Source organism: Streptomyces sp. NPDC102467 (genome assembly GCF_044765445.1).
Classification (GTDB): domain Bacteria; phylum Actinomycetota; class Actinomycetes; order Streptomycetales; family Streptomycetaceae; genus Streptomyces.
This window is the reverse complement of the sequence record NZ_JBIWKA010000016.1, coordinates 25,094-42,428: the sequence shown is the minus strand read 5'-3', so window position 1 is coordinate 42,428 and position 17,335 is coordinate 25,094. Positions and strand designations below refer to the sequence as shown.

General features: G+C 68.7%; 19 protein-coding genes. 9 read left to right on the top strand and 10 right to left on the bottom strand.

Annotation, left to right across the window (positions count from 1 at the left end; translation table 11 throughout):
• Window positions 1-221: 221 nt before the first annotated feature.
• Entirely contained in the window at window positions 222-665 is a 444-nt protein-coding gene (locus ACIREE_RS30600; protein ID WP_404159213.1) for a hypothetical protein, read from the bottom strand.
• Window positions 666-1,223: 558 nt separating this feature from the next.
• Here ACIREE_RS30600 and ACIREE_RS30595 point away from each other — a divergent pair.
• A complete protein-coding gene (locus tag ACIREE_RS30595; protein WP_404159209.1) occupies window positions 1,224-2,408 on the top strand; it encodes a pyridoxal phosphate-dependent aminotransferase in 1,185 nt (394 codons plus the stop codon).
• Window positions 2,409-2,525: 117 nt separating this feature from the next.
• Window positions 2,526-3,737 (top strand): hypothetical protein, encoded by a 1,212-nt coding sequence (locus ACIREE_RS30590; protein ID WP_404159206.1) that lies wholly within the window; start codon window positions 2,526-2,528, stop codon window positions 3,735-3,737.
• Between the two features lie 40 nt (window positions 3,738-3,777).
• On the opposite strand, the gene ACIREE_RS30585 is transcribed toward ACIREE_RS30590, so the two are convergent.
• The gene (locus tag ACIREE_RS30585) at window positions 3,778-4,317 is read right to left on the bottom strand and encodes a YbjN domain-containing protein (protein WP_404159203.1); all 540 of its coding nucleotides are present in this window, start codon (window positions 4,315-4,317) and stop codon (window positions 3,778-3,780) included.
• Between the two features lie 190 nt (window positions 4,318-4,507).
• A complete protein-coding gene (gene clpB, locus ACIREE_RS30580) occupies window positions 4,508-7,123 on the bottom strand; it encodes an ATP-dependent chaperone ClpB (protein WP_404159200.1) in 2,616 nt (871 codons plus the stop codon).
• A 142-nt stretch (window positions 7,124-7,265) separates the two neighbouring features.
• On the opposite strand from clpB, the gene ACIREE_RS30575 reads away from it, so the two are divergent.
• Window positions 7,266-7,691, top strand: a complete 426-nt coding sequence (locus ACIREE_RS30575) for a pyridoxamine 5'-phosphate oxidase family protein (protein ID WP_404159197.1) — start codon at window positions 7,266-7,268, stop codon at window positions 7,689-7,691.
• Window positions 7,692-7,825: 134 nt separating this feature from the next.
• Here ACIREE_RS30575 and ACIREE_RS30570 read toward each other — a convergent pair whose 3' ends face one another.
• Complete coding sequence (locus tag ACIREE_RS30570; protein WP_404159194.1) at window positions 7,826-8,173, bottom strand: hypothetical protein; 348 nt, start codon at window positions 8,171-8,173, stop codon at window positions 7,826-7,828.
• A gap of 348 nt (window positions 8,174-8,521) precedes the next feature.
• Here ACIREE_RS30570 and ACIREE_RS30565 point away from each other — a divergent pair, with 348 nt between their 5' ends.
• Complete coding sequence (locus tag ACIREE_RS30565; protein WP_404159191.1) at window positions 8,522-9,505, top strand: helix-turn-helix transcriptional regulator; 984 nt, start codon at window positions 8,522-8,524, stop codon at window positions 9,503-9,505.
• A complete protein-coding gene (locus ACIREE_RS30560; RefSeq protein WP_404159188.1) occupies window positions 9,505-10,512 on the top strand; it encodes a LuxR C-terminal-related transcriptional regulator in 1,008 nt (335 codons plus the stop codon). The genes ACIREE_RS30565 and ACIREE_RS30560 overlap by 1 nt, the downstream gene beginning before the upstream one ends.
• A 51-nt stretch (window positions 10,513-10,563) precedes the next feature.
• On the opposite strand, the gene ACIREE_RS30555 is transcribed toward ACIREE_RS30560, so the two are convergent.
• From ACIREE_RS30555 to ACIREE_RS30545, 3 genes are all read right to left on the bottom strand, one after another.
• Window positions 10,564-11,685 (bottom strand): sugar ABC transporter substrate-binding protein, encoded by a 1,122-nt coding sequence (locus ACIREE_RS30555; protein ID WP_404159186.1) that lies wholly within the window; start codon window positions 11,683-11,685, stop codon window positions 10,564-10,566.
• A gap of 181 nt (window positions 11,686-11,866) precedes the next feature.
• Window positions 11,867-12,265: a nuclear transport factor 2 family protein gene (locus ACIREE_RS30550; protein WP_404159183.1), complete on the bottom strand. Its 399-nt coding sequence runs from the start codon at window positions 12,263-12,265 to the stop codon at window positions 11,867-11,869.
• Between the two features lie 156 nt (window positions 12,266-12,421).
• The gene (locus ACIREE_RS30545; protein WP_404159180.1) at window positions 12,422-13,147 is read right to left on the bottom strand and encodes an alpha/beta fold hydrolase; all 726 of its coding nucleotides are present in this window, start codon (window positions 13,145-13,147) and stop codon (window positions 12,422-12,424) included.
• A gap of 114 nt (window positions 13,148-13,261) precedes the next feature.
• Here ACIREE_RS30545 and ACIREE_RS30540 point away from each other — a divergent pair, with 114 nt between their 5' ends.
• On the top strand, window positions 13,262-13,615 hold the full coding sequence (locus ACIREE_RS30540) for a winged helix-turn-helix transcriptional regulator (protein WP_404159177.1): 354 nt from the start codon (window positions 13,262-13,264) through the stop codon (window positions 13,613-13,615).
• A gap of 18 nt (window positions 13,616-13,633) precedes the next feature.
• Here the strand turns inward: ACIREE_RS30540 and ACIREE_RS30535 are convergent, their stop codons facing one another.
• The 3 genes from ACIREE_RS30535 to ACIREE_RS30525 form a co-directional block, all read right to left on the bottom strand.
• Entirely contained in the window at window positions 13,634-14,260 is a 627-nt protein-coding gene (locus ACIREE_RS30535) for a Uma2 family endonuclease (protein WP_404159174.1), read from the bottom strand.
• A gap of 96 nt (window positions 14,261-14,356) precedes the next feature.
• Window positions 14,357-15,193, bottom strand: coding sequence for a helix-turn-helix domain-containing protein (locus ACIREE_RS30530; protein ID WP_404159171.1), 837 nt, complete (start codon window positions 15,191-15,193; stop codon window positions 14,357-14,359).
• A 153-nt stretch (window positions 15,194-15,346) separates the two neighbouring features.
• Window positions 15,347-15,919: an ATP-binding protein gene (locus ACIREE_RS30525; RefSeq protein WP_404159168.1), complete on the bottom strand. Its 573-nt coding sequence runs from the start codon at window positions 15,917-15,919 to the stop codon at window positions 15,347-15,349.
• Window positions 15,920-16,069: 150 nt separating this feature from the next.
• Between ACIREE_RS30525 and ACIREE_RS30520 the strand changes: the two genes are divergently transcribed.
• From ACIREE_RS30520 to ACIREE_RS30510, 3 genes are read left to right on the top strand one after another with little or no spacing between them, the layout of a single operon-like run.
• Window positions 16,070-16,945, top strand: coding sequence for a helix-turn-helix domain-containing protein (locus ACIREE_RS30520; protein WP_404159165.1), 876 nt, complete (start codon window positions 16,070-16,072; stop codon window positions 16,943-16,945).
• Window positions 16,942-17,142 carry a DUF397 domain-containing protein gene (locus tag ACIREE_RS30515; protein ID WP_404159164.1) on the top strand — a complete coding sequence of 67 codons (201 nt, stop codon included), beginning with the start codon at window positions 16,942-16,944 and terminating at the stop codon, window positions 17,140-17,142. Before ACIREE_RS30520 ends, ACIREE_RS30515 begins: the two co-directional genes overlap by 4 nt.
• Window positions 17,139-17,330 (top strand): DUF397 domain-containing protein, encoded by a 192-nt coding sequence (locus ACIREE_RS30510; protein ID WP_404159161.1) that lies wholly within the window; start codon window positions 17,139-17,141, stop codon window positions 17,328-17,330. Before ACIREE_RS30515 ends, ACIREE_RS30510 begins: the two co-directional genes overlap by 4 nt.
• The last annotated feature ends 5 nt before the right edge of the window (window positions 17,331-17,335 follow it).

Genomic DNA, 17,335 nt, shown 5'->3' with positions numbered 1-17,335 from the left:
GGCTGCACCCCGCAGGCCCGCCGTGACAGTCGAACCCCTCTGGTAGCGCCGCGGCGAGGGGCTGAGCTCCCGTCCCTTATCAAGAGTCGACGCTGCCACTGGTCGAGGTGCGGCAGAATCGCCATGAACCTGGCTCCAGTACGGCCCGTTGGTCGTCCAACCCGCTCATGTCAGACCAACGAACACAGCGCGGCAGGCTACGAGTTAGGATTTGCCCGCCCTTAGCTGCGGCCTTTAATGCGTAATTCTTTTGCATCAGAAGATTCCTCCACATATTCGCTGTCTAGGCCGTAATCTTCCAGATCATATATGGTGCCCGCCGGCTTGCAGATGGCTGGCTCGGGGGGGCATGTTCCATCCACTTCAAACTTGCGCGCAAGTACGGCATACCATCGGGTTTTCTTCGATAGATCGACGACCGGAATTACCGACTCCCAGGTGTTCGCGCTCTCGATTGTCGCCTCCTGGGCAATCCACCGATTGGGGCTAGGTTGTGGGCCCTTGGAGCCCTTTTTTTCTACAGTGCTTGAAGTCTCTCCCGCCGTCTCCCTCAACGTGTAGACCACCCAGCCTTGCTGCAAGCCCTCGAACTCGCCCCGTAGCGTGATGATCAGGCCTGACGGTAAATTGGGGTCGGGTTTCTGTGTGATCGAGTTGATGCTCACGGAGGCGCCTGATTGGCCGTGCGCGGTGTGCTCTCGCTCCTCCCCTCCGCTAGTACCAACGCCTCCGTTGGCCACAATAGCCGCAATGAGGGCTATTACCCCTGTGACGATGGCGGCTAAAAGCGTTTGCCATCCGTGAGATGCCGCCAATAGCCGCACGGTTCGACTTGAAGACGGAGGTGATTGCGGGGCTGGTGGAGCGCTTGGTTCAGAATCTGGAGGTGGTGAAGTTGCCATCGAACCCCCCGTTCGAGATGGGTTATTGAGTATCCTCCGTTCGGAGTGTTTTTGCAGCAGTTCAACAACGAATCACTCACGGCAGCGTGGACTGTGTTATTTGCCGCGTCGGTAAAGAATCACGGACCGAACGTCCAGGGTCCTCGCCGCAGCTAAGCGCGCGAGAGCTGGGCCGCCTGTGGGCCGTCCAAGGAGGACCGGCAACGACCGACAACGGCTAACAACGACGACTGCGCCGCAGGTCAGAGGCCACCGCGTGGGCATCACTTCAGGCCCCCATTCCCGTACGTGAGTTGAGGAACTCCAGAGGTTCGGCGCAGGATGGCCGCCATGACCTCCAGCGCGCGCCCCCTGCTCAACCGCCGACTCGCCGAGTTCGGGACGACGATCTTCGCGGAGATGTCCGCGCTCGCCCTGCGGACCGGCGCCGTCAACCTCGGTCAGGGCTTCCCCGACACCGACGGCCCCGAACAGGTGCGCGAGGCAGCCGTGCGGGCGCTGCGCGACGGGCGCGGCAACCAGTACCCGCCAGGCCCCGGCGTCCCCGAACTGCGCACCGCGATCGCCGCGCACCAGGAGCGCCACTACGGCATCACGCTCGATCCCGACCGCGAGGTCCTGGTCACGGCCGGCGCGACGGAGGCCATCGCCGCCTCGCTGCTCGCGCTGGTCGAGCCCGGGGACGAGGTCGTCGCGTTCGAGCCGTACTACGACTCGTACGCGGCCTGCATCGCGATGGCGGGCGGCACCCGCGTCCCCGTGACGCTGCGCCCGCACGACGGCGCGTTCCGCCTCGACCTCGACGAACTGCGCGCCGCGATCACCCCCCGCACCCGCCTCCTCCTGATCAACACCCCGCACAACCCCACCGGCACGGTCCTCAGCCGCGCCGAGCTCACCGCCATCGCCGAACTCGCGGTCGAGCGCGACCTCCTCGTCGTCACCGACGAGGTCTACGAGCACCTCACCTACGACGACGCCGAGCACGTGCCGCTCGCCACGTTGCCCGGGATGCGCGAGCGGACGGTGACGATCGGCTCGGCCGGCAAGACGTTCTCGTTCACCGGCTGGAAGGTCGGCTGGGTGACGGCCGCGCCCGACCTCGTGGGCGCCGTCCGCACGGCCAAGCAGTTCCTCACCTACGTCTCCGCCGGACCCTTCCAGTACGCGGTCGCCGAGGCCCTCGCCCTGCCCGACTCCTACTTCGACGGCTTCCGCGCCGACATGACGGCCAAGCGCGACCTGCTCACGACGGGCCTGACGGACGCGGGCTTCACGGTCTTCCGCCCCCGGGGCACGTACTTCGTGACGACCGACATCCGCCCGCTGGGCTTCGACGACGGCTTCGCGTTCTGCCGGGCGCTGCCCGAGCGGTGCGGAGTGGTCGCGATCCCCAACGCCGTCTTCTACGACGACCGGGAGGCCGGCGCCCCCTTCGTACGGTTCGCGTTCTGCAAGCGGGACGACGTCCTGTCCGACGCCGTCGGACGGCTCAAGCAGCTGTAAGAGCCTGTCCTCGAAGCCGGGTCCTTGAAAGCGAAGCCCAGTCCCTGAACCCGGCGGCGCCGCCCGTCTGGCCGCGCCCAACGCGCGGGCGCGGCACGGGCATCGCAGGGTTCGGATGTGACCGAGCCATCCGCCGCCGTCCTTGACGCCCCCTCAGCCACCTCAGCGACCTCCGCCACCTCCGCCGGACCCCGGGCCCTGCCGCGCCTGCCCGCGTCCGGAGCGGTCCGCGCCCTCGGTCTCTTCGCCGCCGCCCGGCTCACCGGGATGCTCGCCGTCGCCGTCACCGGCTGGCTGAGCGGGCGGCTGCCCCTCGCCCTGCTCGGCCGGTCCTGGGACTCGCGCTGGTACCTGCACATCGCCGCGGACGGCTACGGCGCCCGCACCCTGCACTTCAGGCCCGGCATCGTCTACAGCGACCTCGCCTTCTTCCCCCTGTACCCGGCGCTGATCCGCGCCCTGCACACGGTCCTCCCGGTCAGCGCCGGGGCCTGCGCCCTGCTCCTCGCGTGGACCGCGACCCTCGCCGCCGCCCTCGGCATCTACCGGATCGGCGAGCATCTGCACGGCCGCGCCGTCGCCACCTTCCTGGTCGTCCTGTGGGGCCTGCTCCCGCACTCGGTCGTGCTCTCCATGGCGTACACGGAACCCGTCCTCACCGCGCTGGCCGCGTGGTCGCTCCACGCGGTGCTGAAGGGGAACTGGATGTGGGCGGGCGCCCTCGCCGCGCTCGCCGGGCTCTCCCGGCCGAACGGCTTCGCGGTCGCCGCGGCCGTCGTGGTCACCGCCGTCTTCGAGATCGTGCGGCGGCGCGGCCGGGTTCCCCACAGGCTGTGGACGGGCGCGCTGCTCGCCCCGGCCGGCTGGGTCGCGTACGTGCTCTGGGTCGGGATCAGGAAGGGCGATCCGCTCGGCGGCTACTTCACGGTGCAGCGCGGCTGGGGCTCGACGTTCGACCTCGGGGTCGGCGCGGCCCGCTTCACGAAGAAGATGCTGCTGCACGGGGACCGCTTCGTCTTCGCGATGGCGCTGGTGATCGTCATGACAGCGGTCCTGCTGTACGCGCTGCTGCTCCTGGACCGCGCCCCGCTGGCGCTCCTCGTGTACAGCGGCGTCCTGCTGCTCGTCGCCCTCGGCGGCTCCGGCTTCTTCGAGTCCAAGCCGCGCTTCCTGCTGCCCGCGTTCCCGCTGCTGCTGCCGCTGGCGTGCGCCCTGGCCAGAACGGCGAGAGCCCGGCCTGCGCACGCCTACCTGGTGGTGGGCGTACTGGCCGGGCTCTCGGTGACGTACGGGACGTATCTGATCTCTTACGCCCACATGCCCCTCTGAGCGGCTGTCTTTGCGGCGGAGCCGCAGAGAACCGGACTACTCACTCGGAGTCGTCGCCCTCGGGCTTCTCCTCGGCGGAGTCGACCTCGGACTCCAGGCCGAGCGCCTCGACGAGCCAGCGGTCGAACTCGATCGCGGCGCGCACCCAGCTGACCGTCGACGACACGAAGTGCTCCAGGGAGACACCGGTGCCGATCAGCATCTGGGCCTCGCCGATGAGGCGGACCGTGCCGTCGTCGTGGGTGTGGCTGTAGACCTTGGGCCACAGGGTGCGCCGGTTCCAGTCGTCGATGGACTCCAGGAGCTGCGGCTTCACCTCGATGCCGTGCGGCCGGTCGTAGAACGTCCGCACCGAGAAGACCTGCTGGTCGCCTTCGCCACGGAACATGAAGTACGTACGGAACTCTTCCCACGGCGCGGCGAGGTCACCCTCGTCGTCGAGGACGTACTTGAGCTCCATCTGCTCCAGGAGCTGCTTCACCAGGTCCTGGTCGGGGATGACGGGGCCTGCCGGTCCTGCCCCCTCCTGCGGTTCGGGCTGTCCCCCGAAATTGGGGATCGAGGACGGATCGATGCTCACGTGCGTGGTCCCTTCGTATGGCTGAGGCCCATCCTCTCCCAGGAGGGTCTGTCGTCAAACCCCCGCGGTCGCCCGGAGGGCGGGCAGGCGGGGGTTTGACGACAGACCCTCACCCCCCCGCGGGGCAGCCCGGAACCCCACTTACCGGGTTTCCGCCGTTCGCCGACTGCGGACAGCCGGCGAACGCGCGCTACAGCGTCTTGGCGGGGGTGACCGGACCCACGATCAGGCCGTCACCGAACGCGTCCACCCGCACCGTGTCGCCGTCCTTGACCTCGCCCGAGAGGATCTCCTTGGCGAGGCGGTCGCCGATGGCCGACTGGACGAGGCGGCGCAGGGGGCGGGCGCCGTAGGCCGGGTCGTTGCCCTCGTCCGCGAGCCAGGTGAGCGCGGCTTCGCTGACGTCGAGGGTGAGGCGCCGCTCGGCCAGGCGCTTGGCCAGGCGGTCGAGCTGGAGGCCCGCGATGCGGCGCAGTTCCGCCTTGTCCAGGGCGGAGAAGACGACCAGGTCGTCGAGGCGGTTGAGGAACTCGGGCTTGAACGACGCCCGTACGAGGTCGAGGACCTGCTGCTTCTTCTCCTCGGGCGTCGTGAGCGGGTCCACGAGGTACTGGGATCCCAGGTTCGAGGTCAGGACCAGGATGGTGTTGCGGAAGTCGACCGTGCGGCCCTGGCCGTCGGTGAGACGGCCGTCGTCGAGGACCTGGAGCAGGATGTCGAAGACCTCGGGGTGCGCCTTCTCGACCTCGTCGAGGAGGACCACCGAGTACGGACGGCGGCGCACGGCCTCGGTGAGCTGGCCGCCCTCTTCGTAGCCGACGTAGCCGGGCGGGGCTCCGACGAGCCGCGCGACGCTGTGCTTCTCGCCGTACTCGCTCATGTCGATGCGGATCATGGCCCGCTCGTCGTCGAAGAGGAAGTCGGCGAGCGCCTTGGCGAGCTCCGTCTTGCCGACGCCGGTCGGGCCGAGGAAGAGGAAGGAACCGGTGGGGCGGTCGGGGTCGGCGATCCCGGCGCGGGTGCGGCGCACGGCGTCGGAGACGGCGCGGACCGCCTCGGTCTGGCCGATGAGGCGCTTGCCCAGTTCGTCCTCCATGCGCAGCAGCTTCTGCGTCTCGCCTTCGAGGAGGCGTCCGGCGGGGATGCCGGTCCAGGAGGCGACGACGTCGGCGATGTCGTCGGGGCCGACCTCGTCCTTGACCATGGGGCTCTGCGAGGAGTCGGCCTTGGCGACTTCTTCCTCTGCTTCGGTGGCGGCCTCCAAGTCCCGTTCCAGGGAAGGGATCTCGCCGTAGAGCAGCTTGCTGGCGGTGTCGAAGTCGCCGTCGCGCTGCGCCCGTTCGGCCTGGCCGCGCAGCTCGTCGAGTTTCTCCTTGAGTTCACCGACCCGGTTGAGGGACTGCTTCTCCTTCTCCCAGCGGGCGGTGAGCCCGCGCAACTCCTCTTCCTTGTCGGCGAGATCGCGCCGCAGCTTCTCCAGACGCTGCCTGCTGGCCGGATCGGTCTCCTTGCCGATCGCCATCTCCTCCATCTTCAACCGGTCGACGGCGCGCTGGAGTTCATCGATCTCGACGGGCGAGGAGTCGATTTCCATCCGCAGCCGCGAAGCGGCCTCGTCGACGAGGTCGATGGCCTTGTCCGGGAGGAAGCGGGACGTGATGTAGCGGTCGGAGAGCGTGGCGGCCGCGACGAGCGCGCTGTCGGCGATCTGGACCTTGTGGTGAGCCTCGTACCGCCCCTTGAGGCCGCGCAGGATCGCGATGGAGTCCTCCACGGTCGGTTCGGCGACCAACACCTGCTGGAAGCGCCGCTCCAGGGCCGGGTCCTTCTCGATCCGCTCGCGGTACTCGTCGAGGGTCGTGGCGCCGACCATGCGCAGCTCGCCGCGGGCGAGCATGGGCTTCAGCATGTTCCCCGCGTCCATGGCGGAATCGCCGCCGGCCCCGGCGCCCACGACGGTGTGCAGCTCGTCGATGAACGTGATGACCTGCCCGTCGCTCTCCTTGATCTCGGAGAGGACGGTCTTGAGCCGCTCCTCGAACTCGCCGCGGTACTTCGCCCCGGCGACCATGGCGCCGAGGTCGAGGGAGACGAGCCGCTTGCCCTTGAGGCTCTCGGGCACGTCCCCCTTGACGATGCGCTGGGCGAGTCCTTCGACGACGGCGGTCTTGCCGACGCCGGGCTCGCCGATGAGCACGGGGTTGTTCTTGGTGCGCCGGGACAGGACCTGCACGACGCGGCGGATCTCCTGGTCGCGCCCGATGACGGGGTCGAGCCGTCCCTCGCGCGCGGCATCGGTGAAATCGGTACCGAACTTCTCCAGGGCCTTGTACGAACCCTCGGGGTCGGGTGTGGTCACCCGGCGCCCTCCCCTGCTCTTCATGAATGCTTCGGCCAGCTTCTTCGTACTGGCCCCATTCTCGGCCAGAACCTCGCCCACGGCCCCGCCCTTGGCGGCGATACCGATCAGCAGATGCTCGGTGGAGAGGAACTCGTCGCCCAGCTCCTTGGCCCGCTCCGCGGCGTCGGCGACGACGGCGAGCAGCTCGCGGTTGGGCTGGGGCGGCGCGACGGTCGACCCGGTGACGCTGGGCAGGCTGCCGAGCACGCGCTCGGCACCGGCCCTGACCTGCGCCTGGTCGGCGTCGACGGCGGCCAGCAGGTCGGTGATGTTCTCGTTGTCCTGCCCCTCGAGGAGGGCAAGCAGTAGGTGCGCCGGGGTGAGATCCGGGTGCCCCCCGGACACGGCCCGGCTGGTGGCCGCGTTGATCGCGTCGCGGCTCCGGTTCGTCAGCTCGGCGTCCACGTAACTGTCTCCTTCTCCTCCACGTCACGGACAACTCTGACCTATTCAGCGTACACAAAGTTGAGCCTATTCCGCTCAAGGTGCTGGGCGTCTGAGCGGGCGCGGGAGCGGGGTCCGGAAGCGGGGGGATAGATTCCAGGCCATGGCCAAGCAGATCGACCTGGACTCCCCCGGCACCACCTTTCTCGACTTCTGGCGGGAAAGGCACCTGTGCACGCTGACCACCCTGCGCCCGGACGGCACGCCGCACGTCGTCCCGGTCGGCGTCACCTACGACGCCGGGCAGCGGGTGGCCCGGGTCATCACGGGCAAGGCCACCCGGAAGGCCGCCCACATCCTCGCGGCGCCGGCGTCCGCCCCGGCGCGGGTCGCGGTCTGCCAGGTCGACGGCCGGCGCTGGACGACCCTGGAGGGCACGGCGACCGTCCGCACGGACCCGGCCCTGATCGCGGACGCCGAACGCCGCTACGCCGAGCGCTACTCCCGCGCTCCGCGCCCCAACCCCGACCGGGTGGTCATCGAGATCGCCGTGAGCCGGGGCACGGGCAACGCGGTCTTCGACGAGTAGCCCGGTTCGGCGTCCCTACACCACACAGAACTCGTCCCCGCACAAAACTGCAGCGGCGCCACCGTGTTCAGGTTCACGGTGACGCCGCTGCGGGGGGAAGCACCTGCGCGATCTACTACGACGGGGGAATCGCGTCAGGCACTGCGGGGGGTGGCAGAGGTGGTACTGGTGGTGTGCGGAAGCTCGGGCTCCGCGGCACCGACCAGCTGGTGATCACGCTGGTCGAGATTGACGAAGATCATCCCGTACCGGACGACGGTCCGCACCGGCTGCGGGGCGCCGCGGGGGCGCCGCAGACACCGGTAGGCCCTGAGGTCGTCCTCGTCGTCCCGCACCACGATGATCGGCTCCCCGAACAGGGTGACCATGAGCGAGTCACCCGGGTTCGGGATGGCCGTCACGAGGTCGATCGTGTGCCAGCCGGACCGGTAGGCGATCGCCATCTCGCGGCGGAGAGTTCTGTCGTCTGGAGGCATAGTCATGACCTCCCTAGTTCCAGGAGCTGTCTGCCGGGGAACTTGCCGCGTAGGGGGAACTTGCCGCGTACGGGGCACTTGCCGCGCCGTTGGACGGCGGCGAGTTCCAACTGCTGTCCGCCCGGACATCGCTTGCCTCGCCGGCCAGGCCGCCCACGACCCCCAGGGCCACGATCGCGGAGAAAGCAGCGGCAAGCGTCGAGCGAAGCATTCTCTTGCGCATCGTTGGCTTCGTCCTCACTTGATGGTCTCCTCGTCCCCCGACAAAATCGACGATGGCTCATTCAGGCACCTGATGGCCACAGGATCGATGCATCATGTTCCTGCACGTTCAGGACCCTGGGGGGTGGAGATTTGCTCACAAACGGCACACAACAGACACATCCCCATGCCGTGACGGATTTGTGCGTCGAAGGCGGACGTCTGTACGCAAGCGCTCTGCGTGCCGGACGCATCTCGCGCGCCGACGCCGAGACCGTTCCTTGCCTGATGGAATTCGCCCTTCTCCACCCGGACCCTGACGATCCGGAATGGCTCCGCCCGGTGCCGCCGTCGGTCGCCCTCGCCCAGCGGCTGCATCCCATCGAGCGGGAGATCACCGACCGCAGGCGGATGTCGATCGAACTGTCCGATGCTTTTGAGCCGTTCATGGCCGTCAGCGCGCAGTCGATGGCGAGCACGCACGCCATCACGGTCCTCGAAGGCTACGAGCGGATCAACGCGGCACTCAACCTCGCCACCGCCCAGTGCAGCTCGGAAATGCTCACCGTGCAGCCGGGCGGCCGCCGCCTGGAGAACGCCCTGGCCCAGGGTCTGGAGCGGGACCGCCCGCTGATCGACCGGGGCGTCAGGCTGCGCACGTTGTACCAGCACACCGCCAGGCACAGCCCCGAGACGCTCGCGTACGTCGAGCGGATCGCCAAGGGCAGGGTCGAGATACGCACGATCGACGAACTGGTGGAGCGGCTCATCATCTGCGACGGGACCGTCGCCTTCATTCCCATCCGCGACGATCGGCAGGTCGCGCTCGAACTCCGCCACCCCGGTGTGGTGCGCTACCTGATCAAAATATTCGAGTTCATGTGGGCACGCTCGGTCCCGCTGCAGGCCGGAGCCCCGTACGAGGCGGCCCCCGACGGTCTGACCGAAATCCAGCACAGCATCGCGAAACTACTCATCGAGGGACACGTGGACGAGGCCATCGCTCGCCGTCTCGGCATGAACGTACGCACATGCCGTGCTCACATAGCCAAGATCGCCGCCGCCCTGGGCAGCGGGAGCCGCGCCCAGCTCGGCTACCTCATCGCACAGTCGGGGATCCTGGACCAGGACCGCTGATGGCCGGGCTGACGGAACCGGCCGAGGACGAGCAGACCGCGGCCCACGCGCACGGAACCGACGAGCTGTGCGAGGCGGGAGCCCGGCTGTACTCACGGGCCCTGCGCGAAGGGCGCATCCTGCGCCGCGATGTCCAGCAGGTCCCCTGCCTGATCGACCTGGGGCTGCTGCTCGCCGTCCAGGAGGATGTCCGATATCTGCTCCCGGTGCCGCCCGCTGTCGCCCTCCCCCGCCTGCTCAGCACGATCGAGGAGGACATCGCCCGCAGACGTCAGGACGAGGAGCGTCTCGCCCAGACCTTCGCACCGCTGATCGACATCGACGCGCAGCGCGCGGCCGTGCCCAACTCCCCGATGATCGGGGTGCTGATGGGCTTCCAGCGGATCAACGACGCCATCGGGGACGCCGTGGCCGCCTCCTCGAAGGAGCTGCTGACCATTCAGCCCGGCGGGTTCCGGCCGCCCGATCTGCTGGCCGCGTCGCTTCCGCGTGAGCAGGGGCTGCTGGCGCGCGGCTGCCGCATGCGCACCCTCTACCAGCACCCGACACGGCACTCTCCCGCCGTGCTCGCGCACTTCGAGCAGCTCGTGGGTGACGTGGAGGTCCGCACCCTCGACGAGGTCACGGAGCGCCTCGTCATGCTGGACCGGACGGTGGCCTTCATCCCCGCCAACCATGACCGCACCGTCGCCCTGGAGATCCGGCATCCCGCCCTGATCTCCTACCTCGGCACCACGTTCGAGCGGCTGTGGCGCCTGGCCACCCCCATGTTCCCGACCGACGATCAGGCCACGCCGCAGCAGAACGAGGTGTCCGACCGCCAGCGCACCATCGCCGGCATGCTGATCGAGGGCCACACCGACGCCGTCATCGCCGAGCGTCTGGGCATGAACATCCGCACCGTACGTGTCCACATCGCCAAGCTCGCCGCGACCCTCGGCAGCGACAGCCGGGCTCAACTCGGCTATCTCATCGGGCAGTCGGGGATCCTGACGCAGGAGGGCTGACCGGGCGGGGTGGGGGACCCGCACCGGTGCCGAGGCGCGTGGGCGGGCCGCCTACTTCAGGCCGGCCGCAGCGCACGCCTGGGCGTACTTCGTCGTGCAGATCTCCTTCAGCTTGAAGTACCCGTCCTTCACCACGGTCTGCTTGATGTTGTCGCGCTTCAGCGCGACGACGCTCACGCTCGCCGTACGGACCTGCTTCGTCGTCGGGCTGTCGGTCCTGCCCATCGCGAGGGCCTCGAACTCGATGATCCGGCCCTGCGAGACCCGTACCGCCATCTCGGCGGCGGTCGCGGCCTCCTCCGGGTAGGGCTTGTAGACGGTCATGTACTGATCGCCTGTCAGAATCCGCTGTACGGCGCTCAGTTCGGCGTCCTGCCCGGTGATCGGGGGCATCTTCGTGACCCCGGCCTCCTTGAGCGCCGCGACCACCCCGCCGGCCATGCCGTCGTTCGCCGAGTACACCCCGGCGATGTTGGAGGCGCCGAGCGCCGTGATGGCCTGTTCCATGTTGGCCTTGGCGTTCTGCGGCTTCCAGGCCACCGTGTCGTACGACTTCGCGATCGTCACCGAGTCCGCCAGCTCCGCGCGGGCGCTCTCCTTGAAGTCGGCCGCGTTCGGATCGGTCGGCGAGCCGTTGATCATGACGATCTTGCTGTTCTTGGTCGCCTTGTCACCGAGGGCCTGGACGAGTTCCTTGCCCTGGGTCTGACCGACGAGCCCGTTGTCGAAGCCGACGTACGCGTCCACGGGCCCCCGGGCGAGACGGTCGTACGCGATGACGTGGATGCCCGCGTCCTTCGCCTTCTGCACCGAGGCGGCGATCACCTTCGAGTCGACGGCGTCCACGATCAGCGTGTCCACCTTCTTGTCGATCATCTGCTGCATCTGACGGTTCTGCAGCTTGGCGTCCTGCCCCGCATTGGCGTAGACCAGTCGCCCTTCACCGTCGGTGAGTTTCGCGACCTGTCTCTTGATGATGGGGTAATCGAACTTCTCGTAGCGCGCCGCCTCCTTCTCCGGGAGCAGCAGGCCGATCTTGACGTCGTTGCCCTTGCGCACGGGCGCGCTGCTGTCGCTGTCCCCGCCGGGCAGCACACCACCGCAGGCCGTGAGCGAGACCACAAGGACGGATGCGACACCGGCCAGTCCGGCGCATCGCATACGCGTGTTCATTTCGGTACCTCCCTGACGTGGCCGCGACGGTGCGGCCGAGGTGGCTCGAAGCCAACTCGGCCGCCCAAGTCACGTCAAGAGGTGAAGCAACACCGCAACGAAAACGCATCCGTTACTTCCCGACATGAAGCCAGATACGGCGAATACCGGACATCTGTACCCGGCGGTAACAGCCTTGGCGTCAGGCTCCGGCGGGCACCCGGTCGAGGAAGCCGCGCACGGTCCGGATCCGCCCGTCGTCGGCGAGCTCGATCACGTCGAACCCGGCGACGGGTGCCGAACCGTCGGCCCGCGACACCAGCTCCCAGCCGAACCGGGCGACCCGGTGATGTCCGTCGACCGCCCCGAGCGGCCGGAAGAAGAACCCGGGGAACTGCTCGTGCGCGGCGCCGATGACGGCGGCGATCCCGTCGTGCCCGGCGACGTCGGCCAGCGGGTCGGTGTACGTGCCGTCCTCGGTCCAGGCGGCGGCGACGGCCTTGGTGCGCTCGTCCGCGTCCACGGCGTTCCAGGCCTCGAAGTAGCGGGCGACAGCAGTCTCATAGGTACCAGTACCGGCGTTCTGTCCGTTGGCAGTCATGTCTCTCGGCCTCCTGAAGCCCGTGTCGGTCCACACTTGGACCCGGAGCCCGAGCGGAGTGCGCCGCCCGGGTTCCGGTGACTTCAGAGTGCCGGGGGGTGCGCGGCGGGTCGATTACGTCGGAGGTAAGGGCGGCGCCCCGGCGGCGTCGCCGGGCTAGGAGAGCTTGAGCAGCAGTTCGCCGAGTTCGCCCGGCATGGTGATCATGCAGTCGTGGCCGGTCGGCAGCTCCCACACCTGGGCGGCGGTGCCGTTGGGCTGGACCGGGGGGACGGGGCGCCGAATGACGCCCGCCGGTGCGGCGCCGACGTTGTGGATGTGCGTGCGCGGGATCGCGTTCACCGCCGGGTTGTCCAGGCGCACCGGCTGTTGCAGACAGCGCACCGGCTGGTCGGAGAGCATCCCGCGCAGCCAGGCGACGTCCGCCGGGTCCGTGACACCGAACAGGCCGAAGGGCGCGGGCTGTTCGGGCATCGGCGGCACACGCCAGCCGCTCTCGGACTTCTCGGCCAGCTCGATCAGGTGCCGCGTCACGGGCATGACGTCGGCCGCGGACTCACCGTCCTCCGGGACCATCGCGTCGAGGTAGACCAGGTGCGCGACGCGTTCCGGGACCCGGTTGGCGGCGGCGGAGATCACCAGGCCCGCGTAGCTGTGGCCGACGAGTACGACGTCGTCGAGGTCTTCCTCGACCATCAGCCCGACCACGTCGTCGACGTGCGTGTCGAGCCCGACCTCGGGACCGAGCAGGTGCGCCTTGTCGCCGTAGCCGGTCAGGGACGGCGCGAACACCCGGTGCCCGGCGGCCTCCAACAGGGGCGCCACGCGCTCCCAGCACTGGCCGCTGTGCCAGGCGCCGTGTATCAGCAGGAATGTGGACATGGTTGGTTACCTTTCGTGCCTCGGTACTCTTTGAGTACTAAGAACACGCTGGTGCATACCGTGCGCCGAAGGCAATAAGGCACTTTTCAGTGCCCCGGTTCTCTGGAGGTAACCATGGAGCTGTCCAGCGACGCGTGCCGGACCCGGGTGGTGCTCGACATCGTCGGGGACAAGTGGTCGCTTCTGGTCGTGCGCAATCTCCGGGACGGACCGCGCCGTTTCACCGAGCTCAAAAGGTCCATCGACGGGATCAGCCAGCGCATGCTCACGGTGAAGCTGCGCAGCCTTGAGCGGGACGGAATCCTCACCCGCACCGTCCACGAGGTGATGCCGCCGCACGTCAACTACGAACTGACCGACATGGGCCGCACCCTGCGCGAAGCCACCGCGCCCCTGCTCAATTGGAGCGTCACGCACCTCACCCGGATCGACGCGGCCCGCGCGGCCTATGACGCCCGGCAGGGCTGACAGGGCACGGGGGTACGGTCAGGCGCGGCGTGGGCCGGTGATCGTCCTGCTGAGGAGGAATCCCTTGGCGGGGCCCTCGGGGATGGCCACTTCGGTGCCGTACGGGACCTGGTGCACGCTTGCCCAGTCCTCCTTGTCGGGGCGGGGCTCGGTGAGGACGGTGACGGTGCCCTCGCTGTCGTGGTCATCGATGATCACGTAGACCGGGATGCCCGCGCGGGCGTACTCGCGGCGCTTCTTCACGCGGTCGCGGTCCTGGTTGCGCTTGCCGGGGGAGACGACCTCGACGACGAGGCGGACGGCCGCGGCGGTGATGCCGAGGCCGTCGGCCGTGACGTGTCGATCGACGTCCCTGGGAACGATGAACAGGTCCGGGACCCAGGCGCTGCCCTGGTGAACCACGTTGATGTCGTTGCGCACGACAAAGTCGGTCTCCTTCAAGAAGAAGACCAGTTCGTCACGGAGCAGGTTGACGATCTGACCGTGGGCAAAGCACCCGGTGGGCGACACCTCAATGGTTCCTTCGATGATCTCGGCGTGGTAGCCCTCGGGGAGCTCCATGGCCTTCCAGGCCTGCCACACCACCGTTTCCAGCGTGGACGACCCGGCGTCGGGCGAGGTCTGGGCGGTCCTGGTGTCTGGCATCGTCCTGAGCCTCTCAGCAGCAAGAGTGGTCATCGTGGCGCACCTCCTTTCCAGTGTGGGGTCGGTGTACATACGGCACAAGCAAGGTGATCGGAATCAGCGTGGCGTGGGGCGGCAGCCGGGGCAGCAGCCCGGTTCCGGGCCCCGGTAGGCGTGGTCGCAGGTGTCGCAGTTCTGGAGGCGGTGCCGAGCGGGTGGCGGCAGCGCGGCCGGGTGCCTGAACGCGGCTGTCCGAGGCGGTAGTTGGGCCATCAGCCGGTGTGCGAGGAGCGCTGCCGGGCTGTGGATCGGGCGGTCCTGCGGCAGGTCCCGGGTGAGGGCGTGGCGTACGGCGGCGGGGGACAGTTCCCGTTCCAGCCAGGCGGCGACGCCGGGAGTGAGGCGTTCGGCGTCGCGGGTGGAGAGGGCGAGGCGGGCGTCCGTGTGGTGCAGGCCGGCGAGGAGGTCGGTGGCCGCCTGGAGGAGGGCGGGCGGCACGGAGTGCTCCGGGTGGGGGACGGCGAGGGGCCGCGGCTTCTTCGGCGGCGGCTTCGGATTCGGGCGCTGCGGGTGGTCGGCGCGGGCCGGGGCGCCGGGCTGATTGCAGGAGACCGTGCGCGTACGGACCCGCCCGTCGGGGGTGCGTCTGCGCTCGCGCCGCAGGTAGCCGTGGGTTTCCAGCTCGCGCAGGGCGGCGGCGATCCGGGTGGTGCCCTCCGGGAAACGGGCCGCGAGGGTCCTGACGTCGGCGCGGGCCCCTGCCGGGAGCGACTGGATGTGGACGGCGAGGCCGATCGCGAGGCCGGAGAGTTCGCTGTGCTGCGCGAGATGGTTGCCGATGACCGTGAAACGGGTGTGGTGGCGGGAGTTCTCGTGGGTGATGCCGCCGCGAGGGACTTCCGCCGGGATCCGGCCCGGGGCATGAGACGGCGCGCTAGGGTGCTGAGTATCCATCGGGAAGGTGCTTCTTCCTCGGCGGTCAGGCCCTCGCACTGGGATTGCAGTCCCGGCGGGGGCCGTCGCATGTCTGGTGTTGTGGTCGGTGCTGCTGCTGGGGTTGAACGTAGAGGCAGCAAGGGGGCGCCGCGCAAGCTGAGTTGGTGATGTTCACCCGACCGTGTCGCGGGGGGCAGGGTGGGGCTTGGTCAGGGTTCTTTCCCTCTCGACCGTTCCTTTGGTGTTGTCGTCCCCGCCACCGGCGTACGGGTTTCCGTGCGCCGGTCGTCGTACGAGGTCGAGCTCGGCCCAGACCGTCTTGCGGGGGCTCGGACCTGCGATGACACCCCATCGGTCGGACATTTGCGATACGAGGGTGAGGCCGCGGCCCGATTCCGCGCCTGGGGCAGGTAGCTGAAGCTCGGGGACGGCGTCTCCGCGCGCGTCGGTTACTTCGACGCGCAGGGCGCCTCCGATGACGTAGAGGCTGAGCCCGAAGTCGCGGCCGGTCGCACCGGCGTGCGTCACGGCGTTCGCCGCGAGTTCGGCGACGACGAGCGCTGCCGCGTCGAGGTCGAGGGGCAGGTCCCAGGTGCGGAGTTGTTCGGTGGCGAGGAGGCGGGCGAGGCGGGCGCCTCGGGGTGTTGGTGACAGCCGGATAGTGAAGTGGTGGTCGCTACACGGGAGTTCGGCGACTTCGGCGGCATCGGTGATTTCTGGGTTCACATCACTCAGCGTGGCCATGTCCTCGTACGCTCACCAGCGACAGGCCCGGCACGTACGGCGACTGTCCAGGGTTTGTCCAAGGCTGTACAGGCTGTCCACGGCGTCGAGGGGGTACGGACGTTGACGGTACGTGGCGGGAAGCGCGGCACGGCGGGAGGCGGCGGGCGGATGAACACGGCGACGGTGAGTGAGCGGGACCCCGGTGACGCGGACGAGCCCGGCTGGGAGGTCGACCCGGACGACGAACAGGGCGCGGCGGTCGTGGCCACGGCGGGGCGCCAGCTGCGTAGTTGGCGGGAGGCGGCGGGGTTGCGCGTGCCGGAATTCGCGGAGGCGATGGGGTACGGCGAGGGAATCGTCTACAAGGTGGAGGCGGGCAAGCGAATTCCTCGGCCGGAGTATCTGGATCGGGCCGATGAGGTGTTGGGGGCGCGCGGGATTCTGTCCGGGTTGAAGGAGGATCTGCGGGAGGTTCGGTATCCGAAGAAGGTTCGGGATCTGGCAGGACTGGAGGCGCGGGCTGTCGAGTTGACGGCGTACGGGGACCACAACCTGCACGGGCTGTTGCAGACGCAGGAGTACGCGCAGGCACTCTTCACCATGCGGCGTCCCTCTCTGGCGTCCGAGCAGATCGAGCGGGCTCTGGCTGCGCGGACGGCTCGTAAGTCGATCTTCGATCGAGTCCCCGCACCTTCCCTCAGCTTCATCCAGGAAGAGGTGACGCTACGGCGCCCGATCGGAGGCAAAATGGTGTTGCGGCGTCAGCTCGAACACCTCCTGGAACTGGGCCAGTTGCGGCACGTAGAGATCCAGGTGATGCCGACAGCCCGCGAGGACCACGCCGGAATGAGTGGGGAGATGCAGGTACTGAAGTTCGGTGACGGATCGGCAATCGGGCGCTCCGAGGGGGACTTCGGAGGACGCCCCATCTCCGACCCGAAACAGCTCCGCGTCATCGAACTACGGTGTGGCATCATCCGAGCTCAGGCTCTCGCGCCAGGAGAGTCACTGGCCTTCATCGAGCAAGTGCTGGGAGAACCATGAACCGCAAGACCTCTGCCGGAGGCCCCTCCGAACTGGCCTGGCTCAAGAGCAGCTACAGCAGCAACAGCAGCGAGCCTGACTGCGTGGAGATCGCTCACACCCCCGGCACCACCCACATCCGCGACTCCAAGAACACCCAGGGCCCCCGCCTCACCATGAGGGACTCGGCCTGGACGCGCTTCCTGGAACAACTGTGAACCCGGCCGAACCGGCCTGGCGCAAGAGCAGCCACAGCAGCAACAGCAACGAGCCCGACTGCGTCGAGATCGCCCACGCCCCCGGCGCCACCCACATCCGGGACTCCAAGAACGCCCAGGGCCCTCGCCTCACCGTGAGGGACTCGGCGTGGGCGGAGTTCGTCGGCTACGCCGGCCGCCAGGGCTGACGACG

What these genes read in the sequence shown, in the direction of transcription:
- ACIREE_RS30595 (WP_404159209.1), top strand. Translation starts at nt 1,224, where the DNA reads ATGGCCGCCATGACCTCCAGCGCGCGCCCCCTGCTCAACCGCCGACTC.
- ACIREE_RS30560 (WP_404159188.1), top strand. Translation starts at nt 9,505, where the DNA reads ATGGCCGGGCTGACGGAACCGGCCGAGGACGAGCAGACCGCGGCCCAC.
- ACIREE_RS30570 (WP_404159194.1), bottom strand. Translation starts at nt 8,173, where the DNA reads ATGACTATGCCTCCAGACGACAGAACTCTCCGCCGCGAGATGGCGATC.
- ACIREE_RS30540 (WP_404159177.1), top strand. Translation starts at nt 13,262, where the DNA reads ATGGAGCTGTCCAGCGACGCGTGCCGGACCCGGGTGGTGCTCGACATC.
- ACIREE_RS30530 (WP_404159171.1), bottom strand. Translation starts at nt 15,193, where the DNA reads ATGGATACTCAGCACCCTAGCGCGCCGTCTCATGCCCCGGGCCGGATC.
- ACIREE_RS30520 (WP_404159165.1), top strand. Translation starts at nt 16,070, where the DNA reads ATGAACACGGCGACGGTGAGTGAGCGGGACCCCGGTGACGCGGACGAG.
- ACIREE_RS30545 (WP_404159180.1), bottom strand. Translation starts at nt 13,147, where the DNA reads ATGTCCACATTCCTGCTGATACACGGCGCCTGGCACAGCGGCCAGTGC.
- ACIREE_RS30550 (WP_404159183.1), bottom strand. Translation starts at nt 12,265, where the DNA reads ATGACTGCCAACGGACAGAACGCCGGTACTGGTACCTATGAGACTGCT.
- ACIREE_RS30555 (WP_404159186.1), bottom strand. Translation starts at nt 11,685, where the DNA reads ATGAACACGCGTATGCGATGCGCCGGACTGGCCGGTGTCGCATCCGTC.
- ACIREE_RS30515 (WP_404159164.1), top strand. Translation starts at nt 16,942, where the DNA reads ATGAACCGCAAGACCTCTGCCGGAGGCCCCTCCGAACTGGCCTGGCTC.
- ACIREE_RS30575 (WP_404159197.1), top strand. Translation starts at nt 7,266, where the DNA reads ATGGCCAAGCAGATCGACCTGGACTCCCCCGGCACCACCTTTCTCGAC.
- ACIREE_RS30525 (WP_404159168.1), bottom strand. Translation starts at nt 15,919, where the DNA reads ATGGCCACGCTGAGTGATGTGAACCCAGAAATCACCGATGCCGCCGAA.
- ACIREE_RS30535 (WP_404159174.1), bottom strand. Translation starts at nt 14,260, where the DNA reads ATGCCAGACACCAGGACCGCCCAGACCTCGCCCGACGCCGGGTCGTCC.